The organism is Chryseobacterium sp. Marseille-Q3244 (genome assembly GCF_940807095.1).
In the GTDB taxonomy this organism is placed as follows: Bacteria; Bacteroidota; Bacteroidia; order Flavobacteriales; family Weeksellaceae; genus Chryseobacterium.
On the sequence record NZ_CALNWX010000001.1, the window covers coordinates 60,820 to 76,256 of the forward strand.

Sequence of the window (15,437 nt, forward strand, 5' to 3'; positions counted from 1 at the left end):
AGATTTAACAGATGAAGCAATAAAGAAATTCTATGCCAAGTTGTGTTATTTATAGTTAAATAAAAAAATAAAAAAACTTAAAATTTGCCATCATCACCAAACTACATCAATTATGTAAGAATACCTGAGAACAATGATTGGGTCATTTTTATACTTATAGGCTGTATATTTTTATATGTTTTTATGATGAACATTGTAGAAAGAGATGCCAGTCTTAAAGACTTCCTGCTTCAAAAGTATTTTGATGCAAGCAATAACCTTCCGAGCTGGATTATCACATCCTGCGTAACTACTCTTACTTTATCAGCCCTAATCTCTCAGTATATTCCGGTAGTTCCTAAATTCATTGCAGATCTGCATATTTTGGGATATCAGCTTAATAAGTTTGGATATACTCTGCTGGCGGTTATGTTTTTTTATCTGATAAAATCTACATTAGGTTTTTTATTTTATCAAAGTATAGGTGATGGAAAAAAATGGACTATTTTCTATTTCACTTCCACAAAATTTTATTTTATCCTGTCTTTTTTGTTGATAATTCTGTGTGTTAGCCACTATTACTTCCCTGTAGACAGAAATAAAATCTTCATCTATTATTTCTTCTTCTTTTCTTTTGTATTCATTTTCAAAGTTTTTTTCTATTTATTTCACAAGAACAAGATTCTTCCCGAGAAATGGTATTATAAATTTTTGTATATTTGCACGCTCCAAATCGCACCATTATTACTGCTTTGGAAGTTGTTATTTTTTTAATAAAGTCAAAGATGAGAATAAAGTCTATATTGGTTTCTCAACCAGCGCCTAGTGAGTCTTCTCCATATCTGGATATAGCGAAGAAGGAAAAAATAAAGATTGATTTCCGTCCATTTATCCACGTCGAAGGGGTTGACAATAAAGAACTCAGAACTCAGAAAATAGATCTGACGCAATACACCGGTATTATTTTTACCAGTAAAAATGCTATTGACCATTACTTCAGACTTGCGGAAGAATTACGTTTCGCAGTGCCGGATACAATGAGATATATCTGCCAGTCGGAAGCAATTGCCAACTATCTTCAGAAACACATCGTGTACAGAAAAAGAAAAATCAGCTTTGGGGAGAAAAACTTCTCAGATCTTCTTCCTCTGTTCAAGAAGTTTCCTACTGAAAAGTATCTGTTGCCATCTTCAGATGTTTTAAGTCCGGATATTGTAAAAACTTTGGATTCTGCCAACGTAGAATGGACAAGAGCAATCATGTACCGTACCGTATGCAGTGACCTGACAGACATCAACATTAAAGATTATGACATGTTGATCTTCTTCAGCCCACAGGGAATCAAGTCTCTACAGCAGAATTTCCCAGACTTCAAGCAGGATGAAACAAAGATCGGAGTTTTCGGAAATACTACTTTAGCTGCTGCAGAAGAAGCAGGATTAAAAGTAGACCTAATGGCTCCTACGAAGGAAACACCTTCTATGACCATGGCTCTAGAAAAATATATTAAAGCGCTACACAAATAGCCTTTAATACAAAAATAAAGCTAACCATCTCTCCAATAAAGGAAAGATGGTTTTTTTTTAACTACATTTGAACAAAAATTAACATTGAATAGTATGTTCTCAGAAGCAGTTCTGAGCGTATAAAAATTAAAATATTCTGATGAAAGCTCCACAGGCAAAAAAAATAGAAAAAATACTAGAAACCCACGGCGACATAAGAGCAGATCATTACTTCTGGCTTAATGAAAGGGAAAACCCGGAAGTCATTCAATATCTTGAAGAAGAAAATGCTTACGAAGAATTCATCATGAAAGACACTGAAGAACTTCAGGAAGAACTCTTCGAAGAAATGAAAGCCCGTTATAAAAAGGATGACGAATCACTACCATATTTCTTTAACGGATACTGGTATATTGTACGCTATGAAGAAGGCAAAGAATATCCTATTTTCTGTAGAAAGCATGAAAGCATGGATAACGAAGAGGAAATTATACTTGACGTAAATATTTTAGCAGAAGGTGAAGATTTCTTTGAAGTGGGGAGTGTAGCAGTAAGCCCAAACAACGAACTGACTTCTTTTTCTTCGGACAATGTAGGAAGAAGAATCTATACTTTAAATTTTAAAAACTTAAAGACCGGCGAGATTCTTCCTGATAAAATACTCAATACTACAGGAAAGGCAGTTTGGGCGAATGACAATCAACATGTTTTCTATATAAGAAAAGATAAAAGCCTCCGTGCATTCCAGGTGTACAGACATACACTGGGAACCGATTCTTCTGAGGATGTCCTTATCTTCCATGAGAAGGATGATACTTTTGATGTAAACGTATTTAAAACAAAATCCTTACAATATATTTTTATTGCAAGTTCAAGCACGATTTCTGATGAGCATCATTTTATTCCTGCAGACAATGTTTTTGTAGACTGGAAAGTTATCCAGCCAAGAATAGATGATCTTGAATATTCCGTAGAACATTATGAAGATGAATTCTACATTATCACCAATGCTGATGATGCTACGAACTTCAAAATCGTAAAAACAAAGATTGACCAATGCAGTAAGGAAAACTGGATAGATGTTATCCCTCACCGCGCTCAAGTTTTGCTGGAAGGGTTTGAGATTTTCAAAGAATATCTGGTTTTGGAAGAAAGAGAAAAAGGGCTGCTTCAAATCAAAATTATTGATGAAAAAACCAAGGAGTCTTATTACCTGCCATTCTCTGATCCAACTTATACTGCTTATATAGGAATCAACCTTGAATTTGACACAGAGGTGTTACGTTATGGCTACACTTCCCTTACTCAACCTGGTTCTACATATGAGTATAACATGAAAGATAAAACCACAAAACTTCTGAAACAACAAGAGGTTTTAGGTGGAAAATTCTTCCCGGAAAATTATATATCCGAAAGAATCTGGGCAGATTCCAGAGATGGAGAAACCAAAATCCCCATTTCTCTGGTGTATCATAAGGACACCAAAAAATCAGCAGACACTCCCCTTCTACTTTATGGATATGGAAGTTATGGACACACTGTAGACGCCAGTTTCTCCAATGTAAGACTTTCTATTCTTGATCGTGGTTTTATTTATGCTATTGCTCATATCCGTGGTGGTGAATATCTGGGAAGAGAATGGTATGAGGATGGAAAAATGCTATTCAAGAAAAATACTTTCTTCGATTTCATTGATGCAGGAAAATATCTGATAAAGGAAAACTATACTTCATCCAAGCATTTATATGCAATGGGTGGAAGCGCAGGAGGACTTTTGGTAGGAGCCGTTGTCAATTATGAACCACAATTATTCAATGGAATTGTTGCACAGGTTCCGTTTGTAGATGTTGTGACTACAATGCTGGATGATACAATCCCATTAACGACCGGAGAATATGATGAATGGGGAAATCCAAATGACAAAGAATATTATCATTATATGAAAGAGTATTCTCCTTATGATAATGTAGAAGCTAAAGACTATCCAAATATCCTTATCACAACAGGATTCCATGATTCCCAGGTACAGTATTGGGAGCCAGCAAAATGGACAGCCAAGCTTAGAGAATTAAAGACAGACAACAATATCCTGGTTTTTAAAACAGATATGAGTTCAGGACACGGAGGTGCCAGTGGAAGATTTGAATCTCTGAAAGAAGATGCATTAGAATATGCATTCTTATTGAAGATTGATAATAAAGAATAAAACAAAGTTGACGAAACTTTGAAAATAACTTTCCTCCTTTACAAATGAAATGAGAAGAGGAATCAAAACATTAATAATGTAAATTATATGAACGAGTCCGAATATTGGAAAAAAATAGAACAGTTTTTCGAAGATAATTTCCAAACCGAGAAAAATCCGCCCATTGAAACGTTACTGTTTTTAATTGGTCTACAGGAATTGGGCAGTGGACAACAAAAATATACGAAAGAAGATAAAGTAAACCTTATCCATATTGCAGTTTGCAGATTGCTTGAACCTTTTGGATATTATAAATTCACTCACTATGAAGATGGGTGGCCCCAGTTTGATAAGCTGGAAGATCTTCCGGAATTAAAGCCTAATGAGCAGACCTTGCTTATGAAAAAGGCTATTATTCAGTACTTTCAGGAAGAGGAACTTATTTAAATGTGAAAACATGGTATTTTGAAAATTTAATAATGAAACTATATCATAATTAATTAAAAAACGCCATATTTCCTTATATAAATAGAGACAAATAAAACTTGTCTCTATTTTTTTTGAATAAAATCAACCCCCAAAATTATTTCGTTACCGATTGATTATATCTGAATTTCACCATTTTATAGAAGAAACTTTCATGAGCATACAAAACTCTAAGTCTGAAATAATGCGAAACATTTTTTACTCCATATTTCATTAAATAGGGTACCTCAATTGAAGTACCCTATTTTCATATCATAAAATTTATGATCTATCATCACATTTTTACTATCCTATCACCCAATAATTTCCTTTAGTTGACCCAATCCCATTTTAAAACCTTCTTCAAAACCCATATCCAGCATTTTTTTCATTACTTCTTCGGACTGATAGTGAATATTTACCGTTACTTTTGTTCCTTCTTCTACTCCTGTAAAACCAATCAGCCATTTTGATCTTGGGGCTTCTTCGTTCACTTCTCCGTTTTCATTACAGAAAGCACTGGTCCAATCAAAACTTCTATGTTCTATAATCTCCCCATATTGGGATTGAGAATATCCTTTTTCACCATTCGGACCTACCATTGCATAAAGCCAGATCCCGTTTTCTTTAAAATCCTGTTTTACTGTTTCGCACTTCCAGGGTCTGGGGCCCCACCACTGATCCAATAATTCGGATTGGGTAAAATAATTCCATACTTTCGAAACATCAGTGTTGTAAATATTCATTACATACACGCTTTTCGAGTCAAAATCTTTGTTGAAAATGATATTAGATTCCATAAAGTAATAATTTTAAATAAAGTTAGCGCTTTATTTACAGAAAGGACTTTTCCTATGACAAGTAAACAATAATTCATAAATAATTGTTAAAAAACTATCTTTTAAGAAAAAAAACATAATTTTTTGGCTCGTTTTTTGTTTACGTAGTCTTAAAACAATTAATTTTAACATTCATTTTTCCAAAACATATACAATTAAATAATGAATAATAAATTCATCCCAATAATTTCGGTGTTTATGACGATCTCACTGATTGTCTTTGTTACGCTCCAATTTTATTGGCTGAAAGGCTATTACGGTGTACTGGAACAGGACTTTTCCAATAAAGTTTATTCTGTTTTAGAAAGTACATCAAAAACAATTGAAGAAATTGAAGCCGACAAATATCTTACCAAGGATAACAGAAGTACGATCCTTGCCAACAGTAAGAACCCCTCACTTACCACTATTCAACAGGTAGAGGATTCCGGGACTCAGAGACAAATTATTTATTCCAAAAATATTATTTCCAATGCACAGCTTCCTATTTCTAAAAAAGGAGACTCTGTAAAGCTGACAACTTTATATACTGATGAAGCCGCTTATAAAATAAAAAGAGATACCACCAACCGCGAAATTCTTACCTCGGATATCAATCAGGATATTGAAACCGGGGATTATGCCGTAAAAGAGTTTGTAAAGGTATATGGAAACAATTTACCTATTGCACAAAGGGTAAGCCCGGCCACTCTTGATTCAGTGATCACAAAAGAATTGAAAATCAGAGGGATTACAGCAAAGTTTGGGTATGGAATTATTGATAAAGACAATAAACTTACCTCCATTGCCAATAAGGCTTACAAAGAAAAGAAAGACAGCAATACCTATAGCTATCCTCTTTTCACAGATAAAAAATACAATACTTTATACAATCTTGCTTTAGTCTTCCCTAAAAAGGAATATGCTTTGGCGATGAACAACTGGCCGATGCTCCTGGGAACTTTCCTTTCATTGCTTACGATTCTTGGAATTTATATCATTTCTATCAATTATATGATGAGACAGAAAAAACTTGCTGAAGTGAAAACAGACTTCATCAATAATATGTCTCATGAATTTAAGACACCGCTCGCAACTATTTCCGTCGCAACGGATTCATTAGCGAATGACAAAATTGCGACCAACCCGGATAAAGTAAAATACTATTCGGAATTGATTAAGCAAGAAAATCTGAGAATGAAAAAGCAGGTGGAAAATGTCCTGAATATGTCTAAACTTGAAAGAAATGAGGTAGAACTCTTCCTAAAGGAAACCAATGTCAGGGAATTGATCCAGAGAACAACAGAATCTTTTAATCTGATCGTACAACAGAGAAATGGTACCCTGACTCAACAATTCAATGCCACTCATTATAATTTTAAAATTGATGAATTCCACATCTCGAATATGCTGGTGAATTTACTGGATAATGCTAACAAGTATTCTCCCGAAGCGCCGGAAATTCATGTAGAAACTAAAAATGAGGGCCATTGGTATGTTATTGAGATCTCAGATAAAGGAATGGGAATGGAAACCCAGAATAAAACAAAAATTTTCGAGAAATTCTTCAGGGAAGAAACCGGAAATATTCACAACGTAAAAGGACAGGGATTAGGCCTTTCCTATGTTAAAAAGATTGTAGAACTGCACAAAGGACAGATTATCGTAGAATCCAACAAAGGAACTGGAAGTACGTTTACGATAAAACTTCCAATGGGATAAATATATAAGTATTGATTGATGAATAATACCAGATTAATGAATTATACCCATCAATTATAAAATAAAGAACCAAAAAACAAAATATAAGAAGAGTGAGAGTGAGATAGTTCATTCTTAATTGTTAATTATTAATTAGTAAAAGTTATGAGCAACAGAATATTATTAGTAGAGGACGATCAGAGTTTCGGGGCGGTGCTTAAAGATTATTTAACAATCAATAATTTTGAAGTAACCCTTGCTACTGATGGAGAACAGGGATTGAAAGAATTTACGGAAAATGAATTCGACATCTGTATATTTGATGTCATGATGCCTAAGAAAGACGGGTTTTCATTGGCTGAAGATGTAAAAAAGATTGATAAAAATACACCGATCATATTCCTTACAGCAAGAAATATGAGAGAAGATATCCTTAAAGGGTACCAACTGGGAGCTGATGATTACATCACGAAACCATTTGATACGGAACTTCTTTTATACAAAATCAAAGCAATTCTTCAAAGAAGCTCTACCCTGGAAAATGAGGAACAGGAGCAATTTAAGATCAGTAATATCTTTTTCGATTCTATGCTGAGACAGCTGAAGGTGGGTGATAAAGAATATAAGCTTTCTCCAAAAGAAAACGAATTATTGAAACTTCTTTGCATCCACAGAAACGATTTCATGCCAAGAGACCTTGCTCTTAGAAAGATCTGGAAAAAGGAAAATTACTTTACGGCAAGAAGTATGGACGTGTATATTGCCAAGCTTCGTAAATTATTGAAAGATGACGAAGGATTAGAAATTATCAACGTTCACGGTGAAGGATTTAGACTTCTTGTAAAAAATTAATCTAAAAACCGTATTATAAATATAAAATTAGCAAAACAATTGAAAATGTTTTGCTAATTTTGTTTCATACCCCATCAAGGATATGAAAAATACGTTTTTAGGTTTGATCTCTGTATCAATATTAGCTGTCTCTTGTAAGAAAGATGAAAAAGCAACTTATTTAAAAGAAGAGGCTGGTTCTCAGCAATCTTCTGTAGCTATCAATAATACCCCAAAAGTTTCATTAATGGATCAGGCGGGAGTTCAATCCAATCCGGCAACGGTTGCTATGGCCACTGCTCCGGGAATGAATCCTGCGCACGGACAACCGGGGCACCGATGTGATATTCCTGTTGGACAGCCTTTAAACAGCCAGCCTGCAGCTACTCCTGCTTCACAAAATATCAGCGTAGGTGCTAACAATGCCATTCAAATTGACCCTAGTTCAGCATCTCCAGCGAAAATAACGATGGACAATGCTAAACCCGGGAAAACAGCTCCGGGAATGAACCCACCACATGGGCAACCGGGACACCGATGTGATATTCCTGTTGGACAACCTTTGAGCAGTAAACCGGCTCCGGCTCAGCAAACGGTTCAAAATAACATCCAGGTTACCCCTACACCAACCCCTGCTCAGGTGGCTTCACAAAATCTGGCTATGGGAGAAAAACCCAAAGTAAACCCTGCTCATGGGGAACCTTGGCATAGCTGTTCTCTAAAAGTTGGTGATCCTTTGCCATAAATTTTGTATTTTTGCAGATATGAAGCTGTTTCACCTACTGGCAATAGTATTTTGTTTGGGAATCTTTTTGGTTCCTAAGGACGGCTTCTATGCTCAATCTATGCAGGAAACCTGCTGCAAGGCAGAGTCCGGAAAGAAGAGTGACTGTTGTAAAAATCATTCTTCAAAAAAAGAGGGTAAAGATGATGCGACAAAGTCATGTAATGACGATTGCTGCTCATCATGTATTGCCTGCTATACTTTTATTGAGACCCCTTTTTCAAAAAACCTGCGTTTGGAACTGTCTTATTACAAAGCCAATAAGAATCCTCAGTTTCAATATTCAGACCCTTATCTTTCAGACCGTTTAAAGGAAATCTGGCAGCCGCCTAAAATAGGTTAATTAAAACATTGTGAGTTCGTTATATTCTATAGCGAACCGTATTTTATTTAATCTAAATTTTAAACAAATGAAATTATATATTTCCAGGTTGATACTTGGTGCATTATTCTTATTTACTCAATTTATATACGCTCAAAATCTTCAGAAAAACCAGTTCAAAGTAAAAGGGAACTGCGAAATGTGCAAAACAAGAATTGAAGGTGCCGCTAAAAAGGCAGGCGCAAAAACGGCTGTTTATTCTATTGACCTTCAAACATTGACTTTAGAAACGGATAAGGTTTCCACAGATGAAGTTCTAAAAAAAGTAGCGGAAGCAGGTCATGATAATGAAAAATTTAAAGCTTCTGATGATGTTTACAAAAACCTGCCGGGATGTTGTCTATACGAGAGAGATTTACAACCTACTCAAGCTGCAGCTGAACATCATGAGCATCATCCTGCAGCCAAAAAAGAAAATGAATTTTACGTAAGAGGAAACTGTGCTTCATGCAAAGCAAGAATTGAAAAAGCAGCTCAGGGAGCAGGAGCAGATTCCGCGGAATGGAGTGCAGAAAAACAAACGGTTACTTTACATTTTGATGCTGCAAAAACTTCATCGGATACAATCTTAAAAGCAATTGCCGATGCAGGGCATGATAATGAAAAATACAAGGCTTTGGATGCTACTTACAATGGTCTTCCCGGATGTTGCCTGTATGACAGAGATTTTACCTTTGGAGAAGCCAATCCAAAAGTTCATTATGAAGAAGCTAAACATGAAAATCAATCAGCTCCATCTGACAATGATGCTCACAGCAAGCATGAAAAGAGTATTGACGGTGTTGTAGTAACAGGTTCTAAAGCCGCTACTTCTTTAAACAAGAAAGAAGCAGGATTAGTTTTTAATATTGATAAAAAAGAACTATTAAAAGCGGCATGTTGCAATTTATCTGAAAGCTTTGAAACGAATGCCACTGTAGATGTATCATTCAGCAATGCTGTAACAGGAACGAAACAGCTAAAAATGCTGGGTCTGGATCAAAAATATACAAGCTTAACAAAAGAGCAGCTCCCTGAGATCAGAGGATTGGCTTCGGCTTATGGATTAAATTTCATTCCCGGAAGATGGATTGAAAGTATTCAGCTAACGAAAGGCGGAAGTACAGTAACCAACGGTTATGAAAGTATTACAGGGCAGATCAACACTGAATTGTTGAAGAATGCCAAAACTCCGGAAACTTCCCTGAACCTTTTTTCTGATTTTAACGGAAGAGCTGAGGCAAATATTACCAGTGTATCTCCCATTAATGATAAATGGTCACAGACTTTCCTTCTTCACGGAAACGGAACGTTTGGAAATACGGATATGAATGATGATGGCTTTCTTGACAGACCAAAAGGAACGCAGATCAATGCGGCTTACCTTCTTAACTATAATGACCTGGAAAAATCAGGATTTGGATCTCATTTTGGAATTAATTTCATCAGAGATGAAAGAACTGCAGGTCAAACTGCTTTTGACAAGAAACTGGCTCAGGATAAACAATCTGCTTATGGGGTAGGAATTGATATCTCAAGATTTCAGGTTTGGAATAAAACAGGATATGTTTTTGAAGGAAAACCTTACCAGAGTATTGGTTGGATGAATCAATATGTATACCACCAGCAGGACAGTTTCTTTGGATTGAGAAATTATTCAGGAAAACAGCATACATATTATTCAAATTTAATTTTTGAGAGCATCCTTGGAAATACCAATCATAAATATAAAGCGGGAGCTAGTTTCCTGTATGATGGTTATGAGGAGACATATTTAACGGACAATATTAAGAGAAATGAAATTGTTCCGGGAATTTTTGCCGAATATACTTTAACAGGTTTAAAATATACTTTAGTAGCCGGAACCAGAGTGGATTTCCACAACCTGGCAGGAACTCAGTTTACACCAAGAGTGAATTTCAAATATGATTTTACCCCGCAAACTATTTTAAGACTTTCTGCTGGAAGAGGATTCAGAACAGCGAATGTTTTTGCCGAAAGCCAGCAGTATTTTGCCTCTAACAGAGCAATTAATATTCTACCAAACGGAGGAAACATTTATGGTTTAAAGCCTGAAATTGCATGGAATTATGGAGCAAGCTTACAACAGGAGTTCAAGCTTTTCGGAAGAAAATCCACAATTATTGCTGATTTTTTCAGAACCGATTTCCAGAATCAGGTATTGGTAGATTTAGACCGATCTCCTCAACAACTTACATTCTATAACCTGGAAGGAAAATCATTTGCGAATTCCTTCCAAACGCAATGGGATTTTACTCCTTTCAAAAATTTTGATGTAAGATTAGCTTATAAATACTATGATGTACAGGCGGACTATATCGGCGGAAGAAGAGAGGTTCCTTTTATGGCAAAACACAGAGGTTTTATAAACCTTGCCTATTCTACGAACAAAAACGATAAAGGTGGATTCTGGAGTTTTGATACCACGCTAAACTGGGTAGGAAAACAAAGACTTCCGAATATGGCTGGTAATCCTGCAGAATTTCAGTTACCAACCTATTCCAATTCTTATGCTGTACTGAATGCACAGATCTCAAAAAACTTCAATAAGAAGCTAAGGGCTTACGTAGGTGGAGAAAATCTTACTTCTTATTACCAGAAAAATGCAATCATCGATTTTAGAAATCCATTCGGAAACTATTTTGATGGCGGAATGGTATACGCTCCGATTATGAAAGCGAACTTTTATGTGGGACTGGACGTAACGTTTTAAAGAGGGAGATTGAAATACTGCTGGACAGTTTATTGAGTTGAAATATTTATAACTTCTTTTTCTATTTCAGAAAATCCTTGAAAATATAAAACAGCATCAAATTGATGCTGTTTTTTTATTATCAAAACTTTCAAAAAAACCTTATAGGTTTAAGTATTCATATATTTTTACAAAAATCCGGAGACCTATCTCGATCAATAAATTCGATGGTAAAATAATGGACAGCTGTTATGAAAATTGACAGTAACTCTCCTCTTCCAGCATCCTGCTTCCTTACCCAATAAAAAGAGCAGTATCAAAATTGATACTGCTCTTTCATTTTATCTTCCAAAGTCATCCTGTACTCTTACGATATCATCTTCGTCTGAAGGATTGGATGCATCGGTATGCTGCCAGATTTCGGCTACAATTCCCCAGCCTGACAGACCTATTAATCTGTGTCTTTCTCCCTGTTGAAGTTTGACCTGATCTTTCGGATGGTATTCTCCAATTTCTCCTTCTTCATCTGTAGGACTTCTTTTGATTCCTACCGTTCCTTCTACAACCTGCCAGATCTCTGCTCTTCTGTGGTGATACTGCCAGCTTAATCTTGCTTCCGGAGCTACAATAAGAATTTTTGGACTTAGCTTCCCGCCTATTCTTAAGTTCTCCACATCAATTCCATCAAAGTATTGGTTGGCAAAATCCTGTGCCTGTGTTTCATCTATTACAAAAAAACCTCCCCATGGTCTGGTTTCATCTTTTGCAGCAATTGTAAAACCCTGAGTTTCCAAAGTTTTTTCAACTCTATCGAATATTTCTTTTTTTTCCGTACTCATATATCTTTTTTCTCTTAATTAAAAATTATTTACCTGACTCTTCTTTTGACATTGAATAGGGGAAATCTTTTTCCTGCGTTCCTCTGTCAGTATTCGGTTTACTATCCATTTTAAAGTCTAAAACCGCTCCTTTGATTAATTCTTTATGACTTAACCAATTTTTGGAATAAGGCTGCTGATTTACATTCAATGATTTTACATATAAATTTTCAGCATTATTTTCCGGTGCTTTTATTTCAATTTTCTTGCCATTTTCCAGGTGAATGGTTGCTTCTTTAAACAATGGTGCTCCCAACACATATTGATCTGTTGCCGGTGTTACCGGATAAAAACCTAATGCTGAGAAAATATACCATGCGGAAGTCTGCCCATTATCTTCGTCTCCACAATAACCATCCGGAGTAGCCTGATACAGCTTGTTCATTACCTGTCTTGCCCAATATTGAGTTTTGTAAGGTGCCCCGGCATAATTGTACAGATAGATCATGTGCTGAATAGGCTGATTTCCGTGAGCATACTGCCCCATATTCATAATCTGCATTTCTCTGATCTCATGGATCACTCCACCATAATAGCTGTCATCAAAAACCGGTGGTAAAGAAAATACCTCATCCAACTTGGCTTCAAATTTCTTTTTACCGCCCATTAGTTCTGAAAGACCATTGATATCCTGGAAAACCGACCAGGTATAATGCCAGCTATTGCCTTCTGTAAAAGCATCTCCCCATTTAAAAGGATTGAAAGGTTTCTGAAAATTACCGTCTTTATTTTTACCACGCATCAATCCTGTTTCCTTATCAAACAGATTTTTGTAATTATACGCTCTTTTTTTGTAAATATCAATTTCTGAGGCAGGTTTTCCTAATGCCTTTCCTAATTGATAGATTGCAAAATCATCATAAGCGTATTCTAATGTTCTGGCTGCATTCTCATTAATTTTTACATCATAAGGAACATAACCTAATTCATTGTAATATTTTACTCCTGCACGTCCTACTGCTTTCATCGGACCTTCATTGTTGGCACCATGTTTTACTGCCTGCCAAAGGGTTTCCACATCAAAGCCGCGAAGTCCTTTGATATACGCATCTGCTACTACGGAAGCGGAATTGTTTCCGATCATAATATCAGAATATCCCGGACTGCTCCACTCTGGTAAAAATCCTCCTTCTTTATAAGCATTGGCTAATCCTTCCTGCATTTCTACATTGATGCTTGGATATACCAGATTCAGAAAAGGATATAAAGCGCGGAAAGTGTCCCAGAATCCTGTTCCTGCAAACATTCTCCCGTCTGTAATTTTTCCGTTGTAAGGACTCCAGTGCTTTATTTTATTCTGAGCATCGATCTCGTATAATTTTTGAGGAAAGAATAAAGTTCTGTATAATGAGGAATAAAAGGTTCTCATCTGTTGATCTGTTCCTCCTTTTACTTCTATTTTTCCTAAAGTTGTATTCCAGATATTTTTAGCATCGGTCTTTACCTGATCAAAATTTCTGTTCCCGATTTCTCTTTTAAGATTAAGCTCAGCCTGCTCAAAACTAATGAATGAAGAGGCAACTTTTGCATAAACGGTTTCTTTATTTTTCAGTTTAAAGCCAACTATTGCTCCGGTATGATCGCTGGTAATCTCCAACTTATCATTCACCAAGTTATCATCTTTCCATGTTTTTGTCAGTTCAAAGTCTTTATCAAACTGGATGACAAAATAGTTTTTAAAATTCTCATATTTCCCTGTGGAATATCGGGTAGTATACCCCAGAATTTTTCTTTCTTTGGGTACTATTTTGATGTATGAACCTTTATTCAGGGCATCAATAACTATATATGCACTATCTGTTTTCGGGAAATCAAATTTGAAAAAAGAAGCTCTTTCCGTAGGGGTAAATTCTGTAGTTACATTGATATCTGCTAAATAAACACTATAGAAATAAGGGGTTGCAACCTCAGCTTTATGACTGAACCAACTTGCTCTGTCGTCTTCTTTAAATTTTAATTTTCCTACTCCCGGCATGATGGAAAATGCGCCATAATCATTCATCCAGGGAGAGGGTTGATGGGTTTGTTTGAATCCTTTTATTTTATCGGCATCGTAAGTGTAGGCCCATCCGTCACCCATCTTTCCGGTTTGTGCCGTCCAGAGATTCATCCCCCATGGAAGCCCAACTGCCGGATAGGTATTTCCGTTGGATAATGAGGGTTTGGATTGGGTTCCCATCAATGGATTCACATAATCTACAGGAGATATATTCTGACCAAACACTAAGGCCTGTAATAAAAGAAAGCAAGTAGAAAAAATAGACTTCATTGTATCGTTTCGTTTGTTAATTTATATAAGCTTTTTTAATGCATAGCTGGCCGCTCCCAGAATGGCCGCATCTTCAAAGATGGCCGAAATTTTAACCTGCAAGTTAATATTATTCTTTATTAGATTCTGAATAAATCTTTGCTCAAAATAAGGATATGCTTTTGCGATATTTCCTCCTATAACTAAAACTTCCGGTTTGTAATGATCTACATATTTTACAATAAAATCGGAGAAAGAATCTGCATATTCATCAAACATCTTTTGCTGTATTTCTAAAGGTTTATCCAAAAGATCTTTAGTTCCTGAAATTTTCTCTCCGGTAAGTTTCTCATACCTATTTACAAACCAGCGTGTAGCTAGGTAATCTTCACATATTGAGTCTTTAAATGGTGAGTCCCATAAGTCTTCATCGGTCGCAAATTCTCCGTTATAAAATGTGGTTCCCAATCCTGTACCCAGTGTTACTCCAAAAATGCTTTTAAAACCCTGAACACAGCCTCCAAATACTTCTCCTTCCATAAAGGCAGCAGCATCATTTACAAAATAAATCTGCTTTGAAGAAATGGATAATCTATTCTCCAGTTCTTCTTTTATATTGACCTGGTATATATCAATAAATTTCCCTTGCTGCATTAGAGAGATTCCGTTTTCATAGTCGAAAGGCCCCGGCATAGCAATTCCAAGTAAAAGATCTTCTTTCACCAGATCATGGGCCGCTTTCTCAATAGCTGAAGTCCAGGCTGAGAAAATGGTTTCTTTATTATCAAAAGAATTAACGTGCTCTCTTACATACGTTGAAGTGATAATTTCTCTTTTTTCAGGATCTACCTGTGCCAATGTAATATGTGAGCCGCCAATATCGATTCCTAATATATTCTGCATCATTTTTTATTTTAAATTCAAGCTGTTCTATTGACTTAAAAAACAGACAAACAAGATACTGCTTGT

At 35.8% G+C, this 15,437-nt stretch carries 13 protein-coding genes; 9 read left to right on the plus strand and 4 right to left on the minus strand.

All coding sequences use genetic code 11. From position 1 onward, the window contains the following. Nucleotides 1-84 precede the first annotated feature (84 nt). The 4 genes from NBX25_RS00275 to NBX25_RS00290 all read left to right on the plus strand — a co-directional run bounded on the left by NBX25_RS00275 (nt 85) and on the right by NBX25_RS00290 (nt 4,116). Entirely contained in the window at nt 85-753 is a 669-nt protein-coding gene (locus tag NBX25_RS00275; protein ID WP_123909325.1) for a DUF4271 domain-containing protein, read from the plus strand. Between the two features lie 11 nt (nt 754-764). Continuing rightward, a complete protein-coding gene (locus tag NBX25_RS00280) occupies nt 765-1,505 on the plus strand; it encodes a uroporphyrinogen-III synthase (RefSeq protein WP_034721908.1) in 741 nt (246 codons plus the stop codon). 139 nt (nt 1,506-1,644) lie between these two features. Continuing rightward, nucleotides 1,645-3,690, plus strand: coding sequence for a S9 family peptidase (locus NBX25_RS00285; RefSeq protein WP_250252227.1), 2,046 nt, complete (start codon nt 1,645-1,647; stop codon nt 3,688-3,690). A gap of 87 nt (nt 3,691-3,777) precedes the next feature. Continuing rightward, nucleotides 3,778-4,116 (plus strand): hypothetical protein, encoded by a 339-nt coding sequence (locus NBX25_RS00290; RefSeq protein ID WP_066694474.1) that lies wholly within the window; start codon nt 3,778-3,780, stop codon nt 4,114-4,116. 332 nt (nt 4,117-4,448) lie between these two features. Here the strand turns inward: NBX25_RS00290 and NBX25_RS00295 are convergent, their stop codons facing one another. Further along, nucleotides 4,449-4,934, minus strand: coding sequence for an SRPBCC family protein (locus tag NBX25_RS00295; protein WP_123909327.1), 486 nt, complete (start codon nt 4,932-4,934; stop codon nt 4,449-4,451). 201 nt (nt 4,935-5,135) lie between these two features. Here NBX25_RS00295 and NBX25_RS00300 point away from each other — a divergent pair, with 201 nt between their 5' ends. The 5 genes from NBX25_RS00300 to NBX25_RS00320 all read left to right on the plus strand — a co-directional run bounded on the left by NBX25_RS00300 (nt 5,136) and on the right by NBX25_RS00320 (nt 11,363). Further along, the gene (locus NBX25_RS00300; RefSeq protein ID WP_123909328.1) at nt 5,136-6,674 is read left to right on the plus strand and encodes a sensor histidine kinase; all 1,539 of its coding nucleotides are present in this window, start codon (nt 5,136-5,138) and stop codon (nt 6,672-6,674) included. Between the two features lie 144 nt (nt 6,675-6,818). Continuing rightward, nucleotides 6,819-7,505 carry a response regulator transcription factor gene (locus NBX25_RS00305; RefSeq protein ID WP_002982671.1) on the plus strand — a complete coding sequence of 229 codons (687 nt, stop codon included), beginning with the start codon at nt 6,819-6,821 and terminating at the stop codon, nt 7,503-7,505. An 82-nt stretch (nt 7,506-7,587) separates the two neighbouring features. Beyond that, nucleotides 7,588-8,229 carry a hypothetical protein gene (locus tag NBX25_RS00310; protein ID WP_250252229.1) on the plus strand — a complete coding sequence of 214 codons (642 nt, stop codon included), beginning with the start codon at nt 7,588-7,590 and terminating at the stop codon, nt 8,227-8,229. A gap of 19 nt (nt 8,230-8,248) precedes the next feature. After that, nucleotides 8,249-8,611 (plus strand): hypothetical protein, encoded by a 363-nt coding sequence (locus NBX25_RS00315; protein WP_164464418.1) that lies wholly within the window; start codon nt 8,249-8,251, stop codon nt 8,609-8,611. Between the two features lie 67 nt (nt 8,612-8,678). Further along, on the plus strand, nt 8,679-11,363 hold the full coding sequence (locus NBX25_RS00320) for a TonB-dependent receptor domain-containing protein (protein WP_250252231.1): 2,685 nt from the start codon (nt 8,679-8,681) through the stop codon (nt 11,361-11,363). 320 nt (nt 11,364-11,683) lie between these two features. On the opposite strand, the gene NBX25_RS00325 is transcribed toward NBX25_RS00320, so the two are convergent. From NBX25_RS00325 to NBX25_RS00335, 3 genes are read right to left on the minus strand one after another with little or no spacing between them, the layout of a single operon-like run. Continuing rightward, complete coding sequence (locus NBX25_RS00325) at nt 11,684-12,181, minus strand: cupin domain-containing protein (RefSeq protein ID WP_250252233.1); 498 nt, start codon at nt 12,179-12,181, stop codon at nt 11,684-11,686. A 25-nt stretch (nt 12,182-12,206) separates the two neighbouring features. Then, the gene (locus tag NBX25_RS00330) at nt 12,207-14,489 is read right to left on the minus strand and encodes a GH92 family glycosyl hydrolase (RefSeq protein ID WP_250252235.1); all 2,283 of its coding nucleotides are present in this window, start codon (nt 14,487-14,489) and stop codon (nt 12,207-12,209) included. A gap of 21 nt (nt 14,490-14,510) precedes the next feature. Further along, a complete protein-coding gene (locus NBX25_RS00335; protein ID WP_250252237.1) occupies nt 14,511-15,374 on the minus strand; it encodes an ROK family protein in 864 nt (287 codons plus the stop codon). Nucleotides 15,375-15,437: the final 63 nt, after the last annotated feature.